Raw genomic sequence first — 19,630 nt, 5'->3', positions numbered from 1 at the left:
TCATGTACGAGCTCTACACCGCTATTCGCGGCCCCGAGTTCGCGCTCATGCCCATCTCTGCCGACCAGAGAACCCATCTTCTCCGCATGCAATTCCACGGGCAGCTAGCAGCCTACACGCAAACCTATCCCAACTCCTGCTACCACATCGTTCTCCTCGACGGAAAACCTGTAGGTCGCTTATGGGTAGCGCAAACCGAACGCGAATTCCATCTGGTCGATATCGGCGTACACCCCGCGCAGCAGAAGAAAGGCATCGGCAGCGCGCTGGTGCGCCGCCTGCAACAGGAAGCAGCCGCCACGCGCCTCCCCATCTCTTCCACTGTGAACCGATTCAATCCCGGCTCCCTGCGTTTTCACCAGCGTCTGGGCTTTGCAGTTGTGCGAGAAGATGAGATGAACCACGTCATGGAATGGAAGCCCATCCCGTTATTCACGTAAACCATCAGGAAGCAACAGCCGTCTTCTCCGCAATAAGAGCTTGCACCCAGCCAGTCAAAATAGGCGCAATCTGCGCCTTCATCTCGTCCTGCGTCTGATAGCGAACAAGGTGCACACCCGCGCACTCTTCCAACTCTTTGCGAAAGCCAAGAATCTGCGCATCCGTTTCATGCGGCGCATCCTTCAGGCAGACAAGAATCTCCCGCATCGGCATCTCAGGATTCTCGCGGCACTCCTGCGCCAGCAAGAAAAGCTTGCGGAAGAGGTCGCGAGGCCCCCAGTCGTCCTGAAAAATCTGGATGAAGTAAGTACACCACCGCACATTGTCTGAAACGGCACTGCGAAAACTCTCGATGTGCGCGTTGTCGCACAGCCCCACTTCCGCGAGCAGCATCTTTTCTGGCATCGCAACAGCTTCGTTAGTTTCAGTAATGACATCATGACAAGCCCGGCGGTCTGTTTCCAGATCGCCCGGCGCAGAAAGAAAGATGCGGAAGAAATCAAATCCGTGAGGCATAAAGAATGTCAGCCAGAACCTATCCACACATGCAGTACAACCAAACTCAGGAACGCGGTGGATAGATGCCTTGCAGCGCAATAACCCAGTTCAGTGCGAGGTACGGCATCATGTTGTTGTGAGCCTGTCCGCCTCCCACAGCATTAGTAACTGAGGTCAGGGGAACCGTATGCGGAGAAGCCGCGTTCGTGTAGAGATCTCCGGGCCGCGAATCCGCGAAGGCATTGCTGGTAGGAGTCGTTGCATTACTGAGAAATTTCTGCGCCTGGAACGGATGAGTATGCGGAGGAACCTCACTTGCCGTCAGTGTCACTGTCGGCGATCCTCCGGACTGTCCCAGCTCGTAGCTACTGAGTCCCACCACCTGCCCTGCTCCAACCGCACAGGCTCCCTGCAGGTTGGGCAGCATGAAATTCGACGTTCCGTTTCCGCCGTAATAGACACCCAATAAAGAAAACAGGGCGGTATTGGAAGAAATCGGCATGATTTGACCAGCACATTGCGCCCAGCCCTGGGGCGCAAAATCAAAGCCAGCGAGCATGAGCTGACCGAGAAATACATCGGACATGATGTTTCTCCTAAATCATTGCGCTTAACCGCGCGATGGATAGATTCCAGTGAGTGCGATACACCAGTTCATAACAAGAAACGGCTGCCTATTCTCATGCGGCTGGCTGTTGCCGAACGTACCTACCACGTGCGGATTCATGAGCGCCGGCGGGTTGCTTAAAGGGCCATACGCCGCCAGACCGTTGCTCGCTAAAGACGCGCCAGCCGGTGAATTGACATTGGCACTATCAGAAGCCGCATTGAGCGTGTGCGTGTGGCTCGGGACTTCCACGATGCTAAGCGTGTGACTAGCCTCTCCGCCTGCCTGTCCCAGCGGAAACGTACTATTGAAACCGATTGGGGTGCGTCCCTGCAGATTCGGCAATCCGAAAGTTACCCTTCCATCTCCGCCGTAATATGTGCCCAGCAAAGAAAACAACGCCTGATTCTGTGCAATCGACAAGGTTTGCCCATTACATTGCGCATAGTTCTTTGGGGCAAAATTCCATGCACCCAGGGTCAACTGGCCGATAAACGGCATTGACATACTTTCCTCCTTACCCGCGTGATGCGCGGTTCCAACAGAGAAGCTCAGCTTTGACTGGGAAAGATACCGTACAGCGCGATAACCCAGTTCAGCGCCTGGTACGGCTGCATGTTACTGTGCGGCAGGCCACCGCCGGGAAAACTGCTCAATGTAGCGCTGTTCATCGCAGAGGCAGGCTGCTGGCTGGTGTAAATCTCCACACCACCGACGACCGTGTTCCCTGCCGGGTTGCTGACAGGACTAGACGCGGAGGCGGAGACCGGAACCAGGTGGTTATGAGCCGGATAATTACTCGCGGTGAGTGTCACCGACTCCACGCCGCCTGTCTGTCCAATGACATATCCGTTGCCCTGATGGACAGGGACACGGCCGCGAAGGTCAGGCAGCCCGAAGGTACTTACGCCGTCGCCACCGTAGATAGTCCCGATGAGCGTGTACAGAACCTGGTTCTCCGCGATAGAAAGAAGCTGCCCGGCGCACAGCGCCCAGTCCTGGGGATTGAAATTAAAGCCGACAAGCCTGACTTCGCCGACAAACGGCTCACTCATGACGCAATTCTCCTTAGTTAGCGGAGGGGAAAAGAGCAGCAATGGACCAAAGGAAGATTCGTAAACATAAGTAACACCCGCCCGTACTTCGTGACAAGTAATTTTTCATTACTATTTTTATTGCTTTGTCGAGCAAATTGAATATGCTTATGTACAAAGCAGCCAGGTCAGAAAAATTCATCATGGAATTGCTGCAGTAACCTTGTTCCATTTCCCAGAGTAAGTGTGCCGGAAATTTCATCTGAGTGTCACGAAGCCAGAGAGCATCCGATAAACAGCAAGAATTGATTCTCTGATTCGGCACTGCAAGCCGCTTTACTTGACCGCTTTCCTCGAATCGGGGTGATTCTGAGGCAAGCACTTCCCCAACCCCTCCGAAAAAACTGAGAACCGTATCACTCGCCCTCGGCCTTGTTGCGAAACAATCACCGCGCGGCTTGAGAACACGGGAAAGCGAAAGGGTACTACCATGCCGTGCTGTGCTCTGACTGCCGCTGGCAGACGATCCACCTTGCTGAAATCAGCGTTTCTTTCTGCGGCAGCTGCGTTCTTTGTGCTGACAAGTGCAGCGCCCTCTGCCAATGCGCAAGCAGCTCAGACCTTTCCGCTGACCGGAACATCGCCCACCATCACCATTTCAGGAACGGATTCGAGCGCGCACAGTTCGGCAATCACCGTAAGCAATCCAAACGGCACACAGGTCAGCTCTGTCTCCGTGAAGCTAAACGGCGTTACGACGATGGGAACTAGCGCGGACGGTTTGGATGGCTACAGCATGGAAACCGCAATGTTCTGGCTGCAGTCTCCGAGCGGGCAGAAGTTTGTGCTGCTGGGCGCAACCGGCGACGGCTTTGACGGTAACGATATACAGGGCTCGTCGGGTAATGGATTGAAGAACGCGACCATCACGATTGCCGACAGCGCAAGCGTATCCGCGCCAGGCGCGAACAACGCCACTACTGCATTCTGGGGCCCGCAGGGCGGCACATTCACAGTGAAGCCAACGTCATACGCCAGTTCGGTGTTTGGCAGCGCGCCGTTGAGCGGCGTTCTGTATCCTTCCACCGACGGCAGCGCCACACTGGCCAGTGCTTTTGGCCCCACTTCAACAGCCGGAAACCTTGCGGCCGGAACATGGACGCTGTGGGCGCAGACTTTCGTGGTCCAGACGCCTATCCAGGTAAGCAACTGGACGCTGACGCTGAATTACGTGCAAAATCCTACAACAGTGGGAACAACAACGCAGGTTTCCTCGTCGCTTAACCCGGCAAATGCCGCCAACACCGTGACGTTTACCGCGGCAGTAACAAATGCTCAGGACAGCACCCCAGTAAATGGCGGCACAGTCACGTTTACCGCAACTCCAAACGGAAGCACAACCGCGACAACGCTCTGCACCGCAGCGGCAGTCAGCAACGGCATTGCAACTTGCTCGGCGACTGCAAGCAACCTCGGACAGGGAATTTCCCTAATCACTGCAACCTATGCGCCGACATCCGGATTCCTGGCTAGCCAGGGATCAACAAATCAGCTTGTAGAAGAAGCTTCCGTCAATATATCTGGGGACACATGGTGCAACAACACATCGCTTACAGTTCCCAATGATGCCGTGGGACAGGTATACCCATCCATCATCAAGGTGAATGGATACCCAGCCGGGCAAACGGTTTCCACAGTCGCGGTGCATCTAAACGGACTGTCAGGCAGCAGTGGAATCAACGGGCAATACCTGTTGGTAGCGCCAGGCAGCAGCGGGCAGAACCTGGACTTTATGGACAACGCCTTCGGCACGACAAGCCAGGGCCCCGTGAACCTGACCTTTGCGGACGACGCAGGCCAACTCCCCACAGGCACTGCGGGGACCGGCAGCTATACACCCTATGACGCGCAAGCCGCAGGCTCGCAGGATAGCTTCCCTGCTTCCGGCGCTCCATCCATTGACTCAGCCGTTCCGCAGACCCCATCAGCAATTCACTATCCCGCGCCATTCGGCAGCGCCTCACAGACTTTCTTTTCCAACTTCAACAACGCCCCGGCCAATGGCGACTGGGCGCTCTACATAACAAACGCTAACGGCGCGGGAGCTTCAACACTTGCCAATGGCTGGTGCGTTGACCTCACGCTGAACACCGGCATACCAACAACCACCACGGTAACTTCAAGCAATAGTCTCACTACACCCTCGCAGCTGATTACGTACACGGCAGCAGTAACCAGCGGCGGAAGCCCGGTCACGTCAGGCGGCACGATTACGTTCCTGGATAACAACGCAACGCCGGACGGCACTGTAGGTGGCAACAACATAGTGAGCCTGGGCGCAACTGGCACAGCCACATTCTCCTCCAGCACACTCTCTATCCCGATTGACCTTGGCTCAGCGGGAACTACCAAGGTGTATGAAGGCGACCACACAATCAGCGCCACCTACAGCGGCACATCCACAGACAATCCCAGCCTTGGCTCGATGGTCGAGCGCATTGATAATGCAAGCTCAATTACGCACACCAAAGGAACGAATGTCTATGGCGAATGCAATGCGGGACCGATTTACTCCAGTCAGGGAAATAAAGGTCCATTTGCTCCGAATCCGTCGAATATCTTCGTACCTAACGTGCCGGGAACCATTTCCGACATGTCGTTAACGCTGAACAACTTCTACACGTCAACAGCCGACATGATTAACCAGGTCCAATCAATGCTGGAAGGCCCGACAAAGGCCGCCTTGGACTTCTTCTCGGGAACAGGCGGAACCACCTCTGGCGCAATCACCAAGGGCGTCTACACCTTTACAGACGACGCCAGCGAAGCAGTGCCCGCCAGCACCTTTGGCCCGGGTTCATACAAGCCCACAAGCTACAACACAACAGATGCATTCACATCCAGCCTGAGCGGCCTCTACAACAAGCCGCCTTCGTTCAGCTACTCGCAACCCGTCGGCGAAGGTACGTTTGCAAGCACCTTTGGCGGGACAAGTCCCAATGGAGTATGGAGCCTGTTCTTCAACATGGCCACCGCGGACAATGCCGCGGGCACTGCAAATGGCTGGTGCCTGAACTTCACGGAAAAGCTTCCAACCGTAGCTGTGAACGAAAGCCACAGCGGCGCCGGAATAAACGGCAACTTTGAGCAGGGCCAGAGCAACGCGCAGATCACCACAACCATCACCAACCTCGGCACAGGCTCCACTGGCGACCCGTCCGGCACAGACCCGCTCACAGTGGTCGATACGCTGAATTCGCAATTTACCTACACCGGCTTCTCGGGAACCGGATGGAGCTGCTCAGAAGCATCAGGTAACCAGCTCACCTGCACAAATGACAGCGCGGTGGCGCAGGATAGCGCTTATCCCACGCTGGTACTCAACGTGAATGTTTCGCAGAGCGGGAGCGGCACCATTAACAACAGCGTCAACGTCAGCGGAGGGGGCATTACAGCCACCACAGCCTCCGACACCATTACGATCGATTCGGCCCCGATCCTGTCGATAACGAATCCCGGCCTCACCGACTCTGGCGGATTCAAGCAGGGTGGAACGGGACAATGGATCATTCCTGTCTTCAATATCGCCGCAAACGGAGTGACCTACGGACAGGTTACGGTGCTGGACACGCTGCCTTCCGGTTACACGCTGAACTCATATACTTCGACCGGCAGTCTATGGACCTGCACCGGCGCCAACGCTATCACCTGCACGGCGACGCCCGGCATCCCCGCAGGCACAAATTCGACAATTACTCTTACCGTCAACATCCCCGCCAACTCGTCGGCTTCGGTAAGTAACATCGCTTCTGTTTATGGCGGCGGAGATCTGCACCACACTACCCCGGCAACAGCTTCCCAATCCAACACGGATACCGTATCCGTTCTTCAGGTGCCCGCCAATCTTGCAATCACAAGCGGCAGCGGTGAGGTCACAACCATCAGCACCGCATTCCCCAGCCCTCTGGTTGCAACACTCACAGACGCCGCCGGAGTCCCCGTCCCCGGACAGACTCTAATCTTCACCGCTCCATCCGGACAGACTCCCTCTCTGACCTTCTCCAACACAACAGCCACCGAGAGCGTAACAACGGACGTCAATGGCCAGGCCAGCTCCGGCGCCATCACCGCCAACAACATCCCCGGCGGGCCATACAACGTTCAAGTCACGCTCGGCACACTCACCAACAACTTCCCGGTCACCAACCTCCGGCTCGCCCGGGCAACAATCTCCGATCTCACCGCGACTTCAGCAACCCTGAACGTCTTCGGGTTTGGAACCGCCGCGCCTTCCGGCCAGGTGACGCTCACGGACATCACAGCAAGCACCCCCGCCACAGCTCCCATCACACTCGATACAGCCACCGCCACTCCCACCCTGCTTCCCATGAGAACCTCCTCCACCGGCTCGAACACTTTCCCGGTCTGGACGGAGGTAGGCGATCTGAACGGAGACGGCAAGCCAGACGTAGTGGCTTCGCTCTACGGAACAGACTCCGTTAGCGTGCAGCTTGGCAATGGGGACGGCTCATTCCAGACCGCCACCACGATCTCTCTTGGCGCCGGTTACGGTCCAGCCGAAGCTCACCTGGTGAGCCTGCGCGGCAACGGCACGTTGGACCTCATTGTCGGCAGCTTCAACACCAACCAGATTGCAGTGCTACTCGGCAACGGGGATGGAACATTCCAGACACCCGTGTTCTACACCGCTGGCACGGCTGGCAACTGGGCATGGTCTCTGACGACCGGCGACTTTAATCATGACGGCAAGCTGGACGTAGCGGCAGCAAACACCATAGATGACACGGTCTCTGTTCTGCTCGGTGACGGATCAGGAGGACTTGAATCCTCTGGTGCTCCAACGCTCGTGGGACGTGACCCGGAGGCAGTTCGCGCTGGAGATTTTAACGGAGACGGATATAGTGATCTCGCCATCGCGAACTTTGAAGATGGCACAGTAACCATCCTGCTGAACCGCCAGAATGGAGAGTTCACAAGAAGCACAGTGAATGTTGGTGCCGGCCCGCAGGCCCTCGCAATAACCGGCACCAGCACCAGCTTGAAACTCGCCGTGGCTAATTACTTAAACAGCACGGTGAGCGTGATGAACAGCAACGGCGACGGCACCTTTAGTACGCCAACAGTCACGGCAACCGGATCTGGGCCAGATGACGTAAGATTTACCGATCTGAACGGGGACGGATTGCCCGACTTGGTGGTTACGAACTACGACAGCAGCAACGTAACCCTACTGCAGGCCGCAAGCGACGGAACCTATACTTCGCTGGGCTCCTTCCCCGTTGGCTCAAATCCCTACTCAGCCGCCGTAGGTGATCTTGACCTCGATGGCACGCCAGACCTTGTCACCTCCAACTGCTTCAGCAACTCGCTCGGAACCTTGCAGAGCGGAGTTCAAATTTCAACGCCGGTCACAGGCCTCTCTCTCACCCCCGGTGACTCACTCCAGGCCACCTACACACGCGACAGCGCCAGCCAGTACGGCAGCAGCAATTCTCCGAACGCTGTCGCCCCCAACGCCCTCCCACGCTCCGTATTGCGAGATGGAGTTCAAAAATCAAGGAGAACCGTCCGACATGAATAAAACAAACAACATGCAAAATCCTCCGGCAGCTCCGAAAAACACCCCGGAGACGCAGGACAGCAACACGTCCACTCGCCGCGAATTGATTCAGCGCTACACAAAATACGCACTTGTAGCCGGCCCCATGCTGTTGTTTGTATCCAAGGCGCATGCCATTCACACCCCTCCTTAAATTGGGCTATCGCCCATGCAAAAAGCGGAGAGCCGCGGCTCTCCGCTTCTCAATCAACCAGGAAACAAACTGAAACCCTCCCGCAGCAATAAACCTACTCAGCCTTGATACATTAGCCTCATATGTCTTCGGCCCCTCACGTGCAGCTTAGCGGCGACTCCTTGCACAACCACGGCATCGAGCGCATCCCATGCACTCAACCGCGCCAGTCGCTCTATCTCTTCGGCAGTGAAGGCGGCATTGTCTACTCAGAAACTCACAACCGCTTCGCAGGCCTCGATGCTGCAGGTGTCGCCGCATATCTCACCTTCGACGCAGATCCCCATGCAGCCCCCGTCCCCGGCCATGCAATCGAATCCATCCACGCCTTTGCCATGGGCATCTTCCCCGCAACAGAACCGCAACCCGAGTGGCCCGCCTTCAACGCAAACCTGCACGGCGAAACCTTAGAGATAGGAAGCATCTCAGTTTCTCTGCAGTTTCCCACCAGCCCACTTGAAGAACTATGCCGCGCGCCCTTCCGTGGCTGCCAACCAACAGTACACCCACCACAGTGCCACATCTCCGCACACCACACAGAGCGCGGCTGGGCCATCTTCGTAAACGGCCAGTTATGGATGCCAATTCAATGGGAAGAACAACTCGGTCTGGGCTTCCTGCACGCCACGCGCTCCGCGCTCTATCAACTTGGCAGCCATAACATCGCATTTCATGCAGCCATGGTCGCGCAACAGAACCACGGCATCCTTCTATGCGCCCCATGCGAAAGCGGCAAAAGCACGCTCACGGCATACCTGACAGCCAACGGCTTCAATTTCCTCGCAGACGAACCAGTGCCGCTGCAGCTAAGTTCACGCACAGCGCAGCCGCTTCCTCTCGCCATCAGCCTGAAAGCCGGAAGCTGGCCTTACATCGAGCCCGTCTGCCCATCCCTCGCCGACGCGCCGCTCCACAAGCGTTCTGATGGCAAGCTCATCCGCTTGCTTCTTCCGCCCGAACAACACATCGCGCGGCAGCCTACGCCGCTCACGCACATCATCTTTCCCAGCTACATTCCATCCGCCACCGCGCAGCTAGAACGCCTCCCCCCCCTACGCACACTCCACCAACTCGATGCCGGAGGAATGCTTCTAGCGCCCGGCAGCACACGCGAAACCTTTGAGAGCTTCCTTCTCCTCGTATGCCAAACCCCGGCATTCGCGCTGCCCTTCTCTTCCTTGCCTGCAGCTACAAATCTCCTGCGCACACTTTCCTAGCTACAACTCAAGCCGTAATCTTCGTGGCCCCAGTAGAAATGCCGCCATCCACCAGCAGCGTCTGCCCCGTAATGTACCTGCTTGACTCCGAAGCAAGAAACACAACCGCACCATCCAAATCATCCGGAAGCCCCGGCCGCTTTACCGGAATGCGGTCCGTCAGATACTTCACCCACGCATCATTCTCATAAAGCGCCGTATTCTGATTCGTGCGAAACCATCCCGGCGCAAGGCAGTTCACCGTCACGCCATCGCCTCCCCAGTCATCCGCTAGGCTCATCGTGAGCTGCCGAATCCCGCCGCGGCTCGCGCCATACGGAGCTAGCCCCGCATAACCCGCCACGCTCGTCACCGAGCCAATATTGATAATCCGCCCATAGCCGCGCTTCACCATGCCACGCGCCACTGCCTGCGCCACAAAAAATGACCCGCGCAGATTTGTATCCAGAATGGTGTTCCAGTCATCCCATGTCACATCCAGCGCAAGTTTGCGAATATTGCACCCGGCATTATTCACAAGAACATCAATCCGCCCAAAGTGCCCTTCAACATCAGCAACCGCACGCTGAATACTGTCAAAATCCCGAACATCCAGCGCTGTTGCAAACGTCCTTCGCCCCAGCGCATGAATCTCCTGCTCAAACGATGCCAGCGTACTCGCATCGCGGCTCGTCATCGCGATATCCGCACCAGCCCGTGCCAGCGCTCGCGCAAAATACTGCCCAAGCCCGCGGCTTGTTCCCGTCACCAGCGCAACCTTACCCGATAAATCAAACAATGGATTCGTCATAATCCTCAATCAAGGCTGCAAAACAACCTTCAGCAATCCCGGTTCCCGTTGATATAAACGTTCAAACCAAGCTGCCCCATCTTCCAGTGGAGCAACAGCAGAAATCAGCGGCGCAACCCGAATAGCTCCCTCCGACATCAACGCAATGCACTCCGGATACTCCCCCGAAGAAGCGCACGAGCCCTGCAAGCGAATCTGCCGCGTCACCACCGACTGCAGCCCGAACTCCACCGTAGGCGCAACATTGCCAACCAGCGTAACTGCGCCGCCTTTGCGAACGCTATCCACCGCCAGCCCTACCGTCGCTGATATCCCCACACACTCCAGCGCCGCATCCGCGCCGCGCCCTTCCGTTATCTCCAGCACGGAAGCAACAGCCTTACTATTCCGCGAATTGAAAGTATGCGTAGCCCCCATGCTGCGCGCCAGCGCCAGCCGCGAATCATCCACATCCATCACAATCGCCTTGTCCGCACCCGCATGCAGCACGCACTGCAGCGTGAGCAGGCCAATCATGCCCGCACCCACCACAACAACAGAATCCCCCTGCGCAATTGGCGTCAAAGCCACCGCATGATACGCAACAGAAACCGCTTCAATCATCGAAGCATGTTCAAAGGGCAAATTATCCGGCAGATGATAAGCAATCCGCGCCGGAACAATAATGTACTCCGCAAACGCGCCCATGCGCCGGAACGTCGGCGTAGAAACCCCAATCACCTCACGCTGGTCACAAAGATTCACCTGCCCACGCTGGCAGAAAAAGCACTTCCCGCAATAAACAGTAGAGTCAAACGTAACCCGGTCGCCCGCATGAAACCCCGCAACCGCGCCGCCAACCGCCTCCACAACTCCAGCAGCCTCATGCCCCATCACCAGCGGAGGAATCCTGCGCCCCGTGCTGCCATCAAACCCATGAACATCACTGCCGCAAATGCCGCAAGCCTGTACGCGAATCAGCAGCTCATCCTCCGCAGGCTCCGGCCTCTGCATCTCAACTAGCTCAAGCTGCTTATATTCCGAAAGCACAAGTGCCTTCATAACATTCCTCCCACTCTCCACAGAAGCCGTTTCTCAGCGCTGTCCTCACGCAAGTATTCCATCCTGTCACTATTCTGCGCGTCAAGCACAGCGCTTTCTCATGCAGAAATCACCACACCCATCAGAAAATTTGACTTTGCCTCACACGCAGAATAAAGTCCCTCCGTCAGCAACGCTACACTCGTAGAGTCCACAGGAGCGGCACGAAGAATGTATCAACCGGAAAGCTACATCATCGTACTCTCGTTCATGATTGTCAGCATGCTCTGCTGGGGCTCGTGGGCCAACACACTCAAGCTCTGCCCCGGCTTCCGCTTCCAGCTCTTCTACTGGGATTACGTCATTGGCCTCTTCCTCGTGGCCTGCGCCTGGGGCCTCACCCTCGGCAGCATCGGCAACACAGGCACATCCTTCCTCGCCGACATCACCAGCACAACTCCACACTTCGCCCTGCTGGCCCTCGCCGGAGGCATCTTATTCAACATAGCCAACCTGCTTCTCGTCGCAGCCATTGATATAGCAGGCCTCGCCGTAGCCTTTCCCATCGGCATCGGCCTCGCACTCATCATCGGAGCCATCAGCAGTTACATCATCACGCCCAAAGGAAATCCTCTGCTGCTCTTCGGCGGCATCGCGCTCGTTGTCGCGGCCATTGTCTTTGACGCCATCGCCTACCGCCTGCGCGAAACCACCACCACCGCCACCAGCCGCAGAGGAATCCTCATCAGCCTCATCGCCGGAATCCTCATGGGCTGCTTCTACCCCTTCGTCTCCGCATCCATGACCGGCACAGGCGCGCTCGGCCCCTACGCAGCAGTCTTCTTCTTCGCCATCGGCGTCATAGCGTCCGCTCTCCCTTTCAACTGGCTGCTCATGCGCAAGCCACTCGACGGCCGCGAGCCCGCCGCCTTCGCAAGCTACCTGAAAGCCCCGTCTCTCCATCACCTATGGGGCATCCTCGGCGGCGGAATCTGGTGTACAGGCGCAGTCCTCAACTTCGTAGCCTCAGAAGCCCACAAAGTAGGCCCCGCCGTCTCCTACTCCATCGGCCAGGGCGCAACCATGGTCTCCGCCTGCTGGGGAGTCTTCATCTGGAAGGAATTCGCCTCCGCGCCCACCCGTTCCAAGACCTTCCTCTTCTGGATGTTTATCCTCTTCCTATGCGGCCTCGCCTCCATAGCCGTAGCGCCACTTTTCGGATAACCATCCCACATCATCAGGAGCCACGCCTTGTCCGCACCTAAGCCCATCGTCGTCGTCGGCAGCATCAACATGGACCTCGTAGCCCACGCACAACGAATCCCCTCCGTCGGAGAAACCATCCTCGGCACCGGCTTCCAAACCAACCCCGGTGGCAAAGGCGCAAACCAGGCAGTCGCAGTCGCACGCCTCGGTTATCCAGTTCACATGATTGGTCGCGTAGGCACGGACGCATTCGGAACAGAGCTGCGAGCTCATCTAGAAAGCATCGGCGTCAACACCAGCGCCGTGCTCACCACCGAAGGCCCCTCCGGCGTAGCCGTAATCGTCGTCTCAGAAAAAGGCGAGAACAGCATTGTCGTAGCCCCCGGCACAAACGCCCAAGTCACGCCGCAGGACATCACCAGCAATCTCCCCCTCATTCAAAACGCAGGCATTGTCCTCGCACAGCTTGAAATCCCTCTTGAAACCGTAGACTTCCTAGCCAACGTCTGCGCCAAAGCCAACGTGCCTCTCATGCTTGACCCCGCCCCCGCACGCGAACTCCCCGCAAGCCTCATCGAGCACACCACCTGGTTCACGCCCAACGAATCCGAAGCCGCCTTCTACATCCACTCCCAGGTCACAAGCGCCGAGCCTCCCGCCATCGCAGAAGCCCTGCGAAACAAAGGAGCCAGCAACGTAATCCTCAAGCGTGGTTCCGAAGGCGTCTATCTCGCCGCATCGTCCGCAAAACACGAAACCATCCCCGCATTCCCCGTCAAAGCAATCGACACCACCGCCGCGGGTGACGCCTTCAACGGCGGCTTCGCAGTCGCACTCATGCTCGGCAAGTCTCCGCACGAAAGCGCCCTCTTCGCCTCAGCCGTAGCAGCCATATCCGTCACGCGAGCGGGCGCACAAGCCTCTATGCCCACCATGCCAGAAGTCGAAGCCTTCTTAGCGGCTCAATAAGCCGCACTCAAACCCCATCCCGCAGCGGCAGCGCGCGTCCCCCCAACGGACGGTCAAGCAGTGTCTCCTCAAGAAAAACCAGCCACGAAGGCTCACCCTCCACCACGGCCTGAATCTCCTCTTCCGTAAGCACCATGCAAGCCGTAGAGAGCGCATCAGACTCAGCCGCAGTATCCGCCAGTGCCCATGCCCTGCTCTGCCGCAAAGCAGGCTGCCCACTGCGCGGGTCGAAGATATGGCGCCCCTTCACCGCCAACCCCGAACCACTCAATGAGGCATGCTCAAGCAACAACCGCTGCGGCGCATTATCTGGACCAAGCCCGCAAGACCACCCCGCACGCGCTTCCGGCGCAGCCCCCGCAAGAATGCTGCTGCCACCCGCAACAAGCAGAAAAGGCTCACAATCCCAATCGCGAAGTAGCCCCGCCATCTTGTCCAATGCAAACCCCTTGCCAACAGCGCCTAAATCGAATTCCAACTTGCCACTCTCGCAAAGCACAGAAGACTCGCGAACAAGCAAGCTCCACTGCGGCATCGTAACCTGCGTCTTCAACGCCGCCGCAGAAATAGAAAACGCCCCACGCGTAGCCACTTCCATCTTCTTCGCAATCTCAAGGCAATCAAACACCGCCTCAGGCACGCGCATTTGCTCTCCCGGAGCAAGTTCGCTTAAGCGAGTAATCACGCTCCCCTTGCGAAAGCGGCTCAACTGCGACTCAAGCTGGTCGAGCAAATCAAAAGCAGCTTGCGCAGCCTGCGCCACATAAGCGCGCTCCTCACTCGCAATGCGCACCTCGTAATGCGTCGCCATCGCATTATGCCGAAAGGAATGTATCTCGCTCATCGCTCACTGATCCGCCGGAGTCCACAAAATAATCAGCGCATTCGGACGAAGCCCAAAGAACTCCGGGCGAAAATCCTTCAACTGCTCTTGATACTGCTCCGCGGCATCCGTCGAAGTAACAAAAAAATCCGCGGCCCCGGTTTGCTGCCCCGGTTGCCAGAACCCCGTCTGCGAATACCCGCGTAGATACCACGGCAGCGGCCACGGATCAGCAGCAATCACCGCAATGCGTGGATTCGCAAGATGGCGCTGCCGCACAAGCTCATTCAAACGGTCCGGCAAACCAAGCAGGTCTTCTGAGGTCTGCACATAAGCATACGGATTAGTTTCTTCAGCAGCCTCAACAAAAACGCGCTTGCGCGTATCATGCGCAACAAGCACGCAAACCACAACACAAAGCGCCATCAACAACGCACGAAAAGCAATCTTGGCAGACGCCCGCCAAAGACTCTCAACAACAAGCCCCACAAGCAAAACGACAGGCAGCCACAAATTAAGCGCAAGCCACGGTGTCTTGTACGGAATCATGCAATAGATAACCGTAATCAGCACAAAGTAGAGAGCAAGCCATAGCCAGGTGCGCCGAATCGTCCTACGAAGCGCCAATACAACTCCGCCAAGCGCAAGCACGCAAAGAACAGCCCCCGACCACCCTCCGCCAAGAAGCTGAAAATAATACCAGGATGGCTTCTCATGCCCCTGCCCATGCGCCCGCGCCATGACGTCCGGCGCAACCTTCACCAAGTCAGAAAATACCGTCCAGTTCTGACCAAACCACGTAAAGAGCAACACGCTCAACACAGCAAACACAGCCACAACAATCAACGCAGTCCGCGCCTGCAAAAGCTTCAGCGTAGCGCCTGCTCTCCGCACAAACACAACAACACATGCCGCAACAACAAAAGCAAAAAAATGCAGAACAGCCGTTTCCTTCGTCGCCAGCATCAACGCCGCACAAGCGCCAGCCATCCCAGCCGCAAGCGTAGAAGAGCGATACACCGCACGCCAGCCTGCAACAAGCAGCCCAAGCGTAGCGCCTACAAAAAATGTTTCGTGAATAAAGTCGCGGCTGTAATAAACAGTCAGCGGAGCAACAGCAAACAGCAACCCAGCCACCAACGGCGGAACAAACCCAAACAATTCCACAGCCGCGCCAAAAAGCAGAACCGTAGCCGCGCCCACAATTACAGAGGTAAGCCGCAGCCCCGCTTCCGTAAGCCCCGCAAAATCGCGCGCGCCTTCCAGCTTCGCCAGCGGCAAAGCAAAAGCGGCCAGCGCCGGTCCATGACGATCCACAGGATCGTAATGGAACGCTGCGCCGGCCAGTATTTGTCCAACTAGATAAGCGTTGACTGATTCGTCCGTGTGCATTGGCCGCGCGCCAAGCCCCGGAAGGCGAAGCGCAAGCGCAGCCAGCGCAAGCACGAGGAAAGTTCCCCAGCGCAGCAGCTTAGGCTGGTTTGCCAAACACCTCTACCTCAATGTAGTGGTTCAGCTTGTTCGCTGTATTGCCATTGCTGTAAAGGCGCACATAGCGGCCCTTCACGCCCTTGGCGTCAATCAGCTTGCCCTGGTACGTGTCAATATAGTTCAGGTCCTTTCCCGCGCCAAGCCCAAGCTGGTTTCCTGAATCATTGTTGAAGATAGTCGTAACGCCGCTCTTGAACGACGGGTCATCCGACACCTGCACCACAACATCGCGATACACACGCGCCTGCGAATGGAAATGCCACACAACCAGAGCAAAGATATGCGACTCCTTGGCCAGATCGATCTCCACCCACTGCTTGCCCGGTCCAAGCTCAACCCACGAGCCTTCATCGCCGGCCTTGTCGCCATCGGTAATCAGGTCAAGTGTGCCCGTGACCGGGCTGTCATCGCTGGAAGTCACCTTCTTACCCTTGGCAAGGTTTACCGTACCTGCGGGAACCATCATGTCAGGCCGCTTGCCCTTAATCGGCGGCTCAAGATTCGGCACGTTAATCGGCGCCGGCGTGCCAACCATGTTCGGCGGCGGCAGCGTAATCTTCAGCGGAACATTCTGTGCGGACGAGACAGCCGCAATAAACGGGACTGCCAGAATTGCGAGAGAAATTTTGTTCATAACTACGCTCAAGCCTTTACCTCTTCTTCCGTAATAACAATGCGTGCCTGTTGGGCGATGGACTCATTCGCCTTGTGAATAATGTATTCGCTGCTGAAAGCCTCATCACCGGGGCAGTTCAGCTTGGCCGTGCCGCGAATCGCGTTGAAGAAATTCTCAAGATGCGGCTGGTGCGGCGGCTTGTTAAAGAACACTGGAATCTCATACTGCGCAAGCTGCGCCGTCTCGCGCACATCCACCTTGCTTGCATCCACAGCAGGAGTCTCTTTAGCAGCTACAAGCCCCTTCTGAATCAGGTCGTCCCATGAGCCGCTGGTAGCGCGAGCCTCGCGATAAATCGCGCAGATAGCCGGATCCTCCGACATCTTGATAGTGCCATCATCGCCCATGAACTGCTCAAAGTATCCGCCGCCGGCGCTGGTCGTAGTCTGCACCTGGTAGAAGGCACGAGCCGTTCTCTCCGGCAGCTTGAACTCGTAAATCACCATCGCATTGTCATACCAGTCGTGGTTCTTGTAGTAATCAAGGCCACCGCTGGCCATCACCGAACTCGCCGTAGTTCCCGTCCACCAGTTGAAAATATCAATCTGATGCGCGCCCAAATCGGAAAGCATACCGCCGCCAAGCCCCTTGAACCAGCGCCAGTTGCGGAACTGGTGCATGTCCTTGTAGCCATACTTGGCAAGCTGAGCCTGCGGCATCTCAAACTTCTTGGGCCAGCCAAAATCTTCCTTCACCGCGCGATTCCACTGCGCCTGCATCGCTGTAAGCTGGCCGCAGAAATTCGCGCCATGCAACAAGCGGTTCAGCGCAAAAAGATAGCGCGGATTGCTGCGCCGCTGATGACCAATCTGCAACAGCTTGCCGGTCTCGCGCATGGTCTTCACCATCGAGCGCGCACCGTCAATCGTGTTGCTCATCATCTTTTCGCAATACACATGCAGACCGGCCTTCAGGCAGGTATTCGTAATCGGCGCATGCCAGAAGTCCGGCGTAGCGACAACCACCGCCTGCAGGTCCTTCTCCTTCGAAAGCAGGTCCTCGTAATTCTCATACGCGCGGACCTCGTTGCCAACCTTCTTCAGGTAGCGCTCGCCCTCTTCACGGTGATAATCCCAGATGTCGCACAGCGCAACCACGCGCACGCTGGGAATATTCAGCAAGGACTCCAGCAAAACCTTGCCCTCTTCGCCGTACCCAATGAGAGCAATGTTGAGCTTGTTAACGGAAGACGTGCTCGCGGCCGCCTGCTTTGACGCAGCATCGTCTTTGCAAGCGGACAACAGCATGCCAGCGCCGGCCACAGCCGTCGCGCTCAAAAATTCACGGCGATTCAGAGGCTTCTCTACCATTTGTTAAGAATTGTAAATTTGTTACTTTTTGCCAGCACAAGCGCGGCGGCAATCAGGCCGATATGAATTCCGAGGTACGAAATGCCATCCGGCTGGTTGATAAGAATGAGGCCAAATGTCAGCGCCACATAGATCACGGCTTGCAGCACAAGCGAGATGCGCGTGCCCAAACCGATAAGCAGCATAATGCCCGCCACAATCAGCGCCGGCCCCAGCACATGGTCAAAAGCCGTCAGCGCAAACTTCGGCAGCAGCACCTCATGCAGAAACTTATCGCGCAGTCCCGCAGGCACGCCCGCATAGCTGGAAAACGCGTAATGCTTGACGTTGACATTCACCATTACGCCGCTGGCGTCAGGCTGTCCGGTGGTTGGATCAATCACCGGCACGGCCACCGACTGGTATACGCCAAATTTCTCGACGCCGGCAAACAACGCCCGCACGCCGAGCCAGAGGCGCAGCACCAGGAACGCCAGCGAGAAATCGAAATTACCGGCAAAACCGGCCTTTGCAGTGGAATCGCTCATCTGTATTCGTTAACTCCGGAAAAAATCTGCCGCATATCTCAGCAGGCAAGCGTTTTGCTACCCGCTCCGGGCAAAAAACTGTACGCAACCAATATATACGTCCTCACCGCCTGCATGGCTCGGCTTCTCGGCGCAAGAAGCTGCATCACATCCGTCTTCACGCAACCCAAATCCATTGGCGTAAAATTTGCTGTCGCAAATTTCGCCATCTCCCACGAGGCTTATGAAAAAGACCATCGCGCTTCTCATCCTGTTCTCATGCGCCGCGGCACTCCACGCCGCGCCGAAGAAGCTGCTCGTTGTAGAAACCACAACCGGCTTCCGCCACAGCTCTATTCCCACCATTGAAAAAGTCCTCACCCAACTCGCACAGTCCACCAGCGAGTTCACACTGGACTTTGTACGCCAGCCCGAAGGCCGCCCCGCACAGCCCGGCCCCAACGCCAGTGACGCGGACAAGGCCGCCTATCAGGCCGCAGAAGAAAAGTGGGAAACCACCGTCCTCGCACCCGTGCTCGAAAAACTCTCGCCTGCATCTCTAAAAAATTACGACGGCGTCTTCTTCGACAGCACCACCGGCGACCTGCCCATCCCCGACAAGCAAGGCTTCCTCGATTGGATTAAAGCCGGCCACGCCTTCATCGGCGTCCACGCAGCCTCCGACACTTTCCACCACTGGCCCGAATACATCGACATGATCGGCGGCGAGTTCCTAGAACACGGCAAACAGGTCAGCGTAGACGCACTCAACCAGGACCTAACAAACCCGGCCACCAAAAACCTCCCAAAAACCTGGACCATCCCGCAGGAAGAAATCTACGAGTTCAAGAACTACGACCCCGCCAAGGTCCACAACCTGCTCACCATGGACAAGCACCCACAGACCCACGTCCCCGGCCTCTACCCCGTCTCATGGGAAAAGAGCTACGGCAAAGGCCGCGTCTTCTACACCTCATTTGGCCATCGCGAAGACATTAGCGACACCGATCCCAGCCTTCCCAACCGCATCAACTCCGTAGAGACCGCCCAGCTTTATCAAAAGCATCTTCTCGGCGGCATCGAGTGGGCACTGGGATTGAAGAAATAACCCAGCCTCCGCATTAAAAGCAAAAATAGAAAAGGTGAGACCCCACACATCGCGTCTCACCTTTTCTATTTTCCCAGCAAAACAAATCCACACCATCAAGGCCGCTTACAATCATCCTCAA

At 56.9% G+C, this 19,630-nt stretch carries 18 protein-coding genes; 7 read left to right on the top strand and 11 right to left on the bottom strand.

The annotated features are described in order from the left end of the window. Positions 1–2: 2 nt before the first annotated feature. Complete coding sequence (locus tag AC5S3R_RS01620; RefSeq protein ID WP_494264861.1) at positions 3–440, top strand: GNAT family N-acetyltransferase; 438 nt, start codon at positions 3–5, stop codon at positions 438–440. Between the two features lie 4 nt (positions 441–444). On the opposite strand, the gene AC5S3R_RS01615 is transcribed toward AC5S3R_RS01620, so the two are convergent. From AC5S3R_RS01615 to AC5S3R_RS01600, 4 genes are read right to left on the bottom strand one after another with little or no spacing between them, the layout of a single operon-like run. Beyond that, positions 445–957 (bottom strand): hypothetical protein, encoded by a 513-nt coding sequence (locus AC5S3R_RS01615; protein WP_494264860.1) that lies wholly within the window; start codon positions 955–957, stop codon positions 445–447. 46 nt (positions 958–1,003) lie between these two features. After that, positions 1,004–1,525 (bottom strand): phage tail protein, encoded by a 522-nt coding sequence (locus tag AC5S3R_RS01610; protein ID WP_494264859.1) that lies wholly within the window; start codon positions 1,523–1,525, stop codon positions 1,004–1,006. A 24-nt stretch (positions 1,526–1,549) separates the two neighbouring features. Next, the gene (locus AC5S3R_RS01605; protein WP_494264858.1) at positions 1,550–2,053 is read right to left on the bottom strand and encodes a phage tail protein; all 504 of its coding nucleotides are present in this window, start codon (positions 2,051–2,053) and stop codon (positions 1,550–1,552) included. Positions 2,054–2,097: 44 nt separating this feature from the next. Then, positions 2,098–2,601 (bottom strand): phage tail protein, encoded by a 504-nt coding sequence (locus AC5S3R_RS01600; RefSeq protein WP_494264857.1) that lies wholly within the window; start codon positions 2,599–2,601, stop codon positions 2,098–2,100. 511 nt (positions 2,602–3,112) lie between these two features. On the opposite strand from AC5S3R_RS01600, the gene AC5S3R_RS01595 reads away from it, so the two are divergent. The 3 genes from AC5S3R_RS01595 to AC5S3R_RS01585 all read left to right on the top strand — a co-directional run bounded on the left by AC5S3R_RS01595 (position 3,113) and on the right by AC5S3R_RS01585 (position 9,610). Next, positions 3,113–8,182, top strand: coding sequence for a beta strand repeat-containing protein (locus tag AC5S3R_RS01595; protein WP_494264856.1), 5,070 nt, complete (start codon positions 3,113–3,115; stop codon positions 8,180–8,182). After that, positions 8,175–8,354, top strand: a complete 180-nt coding sequence (locus AC5S3R_RS01590; protein ID WP_494264855.1) for a hypothetical protein — start codon at positions 8,175–8,177, stop codon at positions 8,352–8,354. Before AC5S3R_RS01595 ends, AC5S3R_RS01590 begins: the two co-directional genes overlap by 8 nt. A gap of 122 nt (positions 8,355–8,476) precedes the next feature. After that, the gene (locus tag AC5S3R_RS01585; protein ID WP_494264854.1) at positions 8,477–9,610 is read left to right on the top strand and encodes a hypothetical protein; all 1,134 of its coding nucleotides are present in this window, start codon (positions 8,477–8,479) and stop codon (positions 9,608–9,610) included. 7 nt (positions 9,611–9,617) lie between these two features. Here AC5S3R_RS01585 and AC5S3R_RS01580 read toward each other — a convergent pair whose 3' ends face one another. Together AC5S3R_RS01580 and AC5S3R_RS01575 are read right to left on the bottom strand one after the other, a co-directional pair. Further along, entirely contained in the window at positions 9,618–10,400 is a 783-nt protein-coding gene (locus tag AC5S3R_RS01580) for an SDR family NAD(P)-dependent oxidoreductase (protein ID WP_494264853.1), read from the bottom strand. Between the two features lie 9 nt (positions 10,401–10,409). Next, positions 10,410–11,441, bottom strand: a complete 1,032-nt coding sequence (locus AC5S3R_RS01575; protein WP_494264852.1) for a galactitol-1-phosphate 5-dehydrogenase — start codon at positions 11,439–11,441, stop codon at positions 10,410–10,412. A 210-nt stretch (positions 11,442–11,651) separates the two neighbouring features. Here AC5S3R_RS01575 and AC5S3R_RS01570 point away from each other — a divergent pair, with 210 nt between their 5' ends. Next, positions 11,652–12,644 carry a GRP family sugar transporter gene (locus tag AC5S3R_RS01570; RefSeq protein WP_494264851.1) on the top strand — a complete coding sequence of 331 codons (993 nt, stop codon included), beginning with the start codon at positions 11,652–11,654 and terminating at the stop codon, positions 12,642–12,644. Between the two features lie 27 nt (positions 12,645–12,671). Beyond that, a complete protein-coding gene (rbsK, locus tag AC5S3R_RS01565) occupies positions 12,672–13,595 on the top strand; it encodes a ribokinase (RefSeq protein WP_494264850.1) in 924 nt (307 codons plus the stop codon). Between the two features lie 7 nt (positions 13,596–13,602). Here rbsK and AC5S3R_RS01560 read toward each other — a convergent pair whose 3' ends face one another. The 5 genes from AC5S3R_RS01560 to AC5S3R_RS01540 are packed head-to-tail and all read right to left on the bottom strand — an operon-like array spanning position 13,603 to position 18,422. After that, the gene (locus tag AC5S3R_RS01560; RefSeq protein ID WP_494264849.1) at positions 13,603–14,439 is read right to left on the bottom strand and encodes an FAD:protein FMN transferase; all 837 of its coding nucleotides are present in this window, start codon (positions 14,437–14,439) and stop codon (positions 13,603–13,605) included. A 3-nt stretch (positions 14,440–14,442) separates the two neighbouring features. Beyond that, positions 14,443–15,906, bottom strand: coding sequence for a flippase activity-associated protein Agl23 (locus AC5S3R_RS01555; RefSeq protein ID WP_494264848.1), 1,464 nt, complete (start codon positions 15,904–15,906; stop codon positions 14,443–14,445). After that, positions 15,890–16,543: a discoidin domain-containing protein gene (locus tag AC5S3R_RS01550; RefSeq protein WP_494264847.1), complete on the bottom strand. Its 654-nt coding sequence runs from the start codon at positions 16,541–16,543 to the stop codon at positions 15,890–15,892. Before AC5S3R_RS01550 ends, AC5S3R_RS01555 begins: the two co-directional genes overlap by 17 nt. Positions 16,544–16,551: 8 nt before the next feature. Beyond that, positions 16,552–17,895, bottom strand: coding sequence for a Gfo/Idh/MocA family oxidoreductase (locus tag AC5S3R_RS01545; RefSeq protein ID WP_494264846.1), 1,344 nt, complete (start codon positions 17,893–17,895; stop codon positions 16,552–16,554). Next, positions 17,889–18,422 carry a hypothetical protein gene (locus AC5S3R_RS01540; protein ID WP_494264845.1) on the bottom strand — a complete coding sequence of 178 codons (534 nt, stop codon included), beginning with the start codon at positions 18,420–18,422 and terminating at the stop codon, positions 17,889–17,891. Before AC5S3R_RS01540 ends, AC5S3R_RS01545 begins: the two co-directional genes overlap by 7 nt. Before the next feature lie 223 nt (positions 18,423–18,645). Between AC5S3R_RS01540 and AC5S3R_RS01535 the strand changes: the two genes are divergently transcribed. Continuing rightward, on the top strand, positions 18,646–19,509 hold the full coding sequence (locus AC5S3R_RS01535; protein ID WP_494264844.1) for a ThuA domain-containing protein: 864 nt from the start codon (positions 18,646–18,648) through the stop codon (positions 19,507–19,509). Positions 19,510–19,630 lie beyond the last annotated feature (121 nt).

This window comes from Occallatibacter sp. FHG110214_02 (assembly GCF_059115385.1).
This window is presented reverse-complemented; position numbering and strand designations above follow the sequence as displayed.

Bases quoted from the DNA above. Each gene is read 5' to 3' on its own strand.
- AC5S3R_RS01620 (WP_494264861.1), top strand. From the start codon at position 3: ATGTACGAGCTCTACACCGCTATTCGCGGCCCCGAGTTCGCGCTCATG.
- AC5S3R_RS01615 (WP_494264860.1), bottom strand. From the start codon at position 957: ATGCCTCACGGATTTGATTTCTTCCGCATCTTTCTTTCTGCGCCGGGC.
- AC5S3R_RS01610 (WP_494264859.1), bottom strand. From the start codon at position 1,525: ATGTCCGATGTATTTCTCGGTCAGCTCATGCTCGCTGGCTTTGATTTT.
- AC5S3R_RS01605 (WP_494264858.1), bottom strand. From the start codon at position 2,053: ATGTCAATGCCGTTTATCGGCCAGTTGACCCTGGGTGCATGGAATTTT.
- AC5S3R_RS01600 (WP_494264857.1), bottom strand. From the start codon at position 2,601: ATGAGTGAGCCGTTTGTCGGCGAAGTCAGGCTTGTCGGCTTTAATTTC.
- AC5S3R_RS01590 (WP_494264855.1), top strand. From the start codon at position 8,175: ATGAATAAAACAAACAACATGCAAAATCCTCCGGCAGCTCCGAAAAAC.
- AC5S3R_RS01585 (WP_494264854.1), top strand. From the start codon at position 8,477: ATGTCTTCGGCCCCTCACGTGCAGCTTAGCGGCGACTCCTTGCACAAC.
- AC5S3R_RS01580 (WP_494264853.1), bottom strand. From the start codon at position 10,400: ATGACGAATCCATTGTTTGATTTATCGGGTAAGGTTGCGCTGGTGACG.
- AC5S3R_RS01575 (WP_494264852.1), bottom strand. From the start codon at position 11,441: ATGAAGGCACTTGTGCTTTCGGAATATAAGCAGCTTGAGCTAGTTGAG.
- AC5S3R_RS01570 (WP_494264851.1), top strand. From the start codon at position 11,652: ATGTATCAACCGGAAAGCTACATCATCGTACTCTCGTTCATGATTGTC.
- AC5S3R_RS01560 (WP_494264849.1), bottom strand. From the start codon at position 14,439: ATGAGCGAGATACATTCCTTTCGGCATAATGCGATGGCGACGCATTAC.
- AC5S3R_RS01550 (WP_494264847.1), bottom strand. From the start codon at position 16,543: ATGAACAAAATTTCTCTCGCAATTCTGGCAGTCCCGTTTATTGCGGCT.
- AC5S3R_RS01545 (WP_494264846.1), bottom strand. From the start codon at position 17,895: ATGGTAGAGAAGCCTCTGAATCGCCGTGAATTTTTGAGCGCGACGGCT.
- AC5S3R_RS01540 (WP_494264845.1), bottom strand. From the start codon at position 18,422: ATGAGCGATTCCACTGCAAAGGCCGGTTTTGCCGGTAATTTCGATTTC.
- AC5S3R_RS01535 (WP_494264844.1), top strand. From the start codon at position 18,646: ATGAAAAAGACCATCGCGCTTCTCATCCTGTTCTCATGCGCCGCGGCA.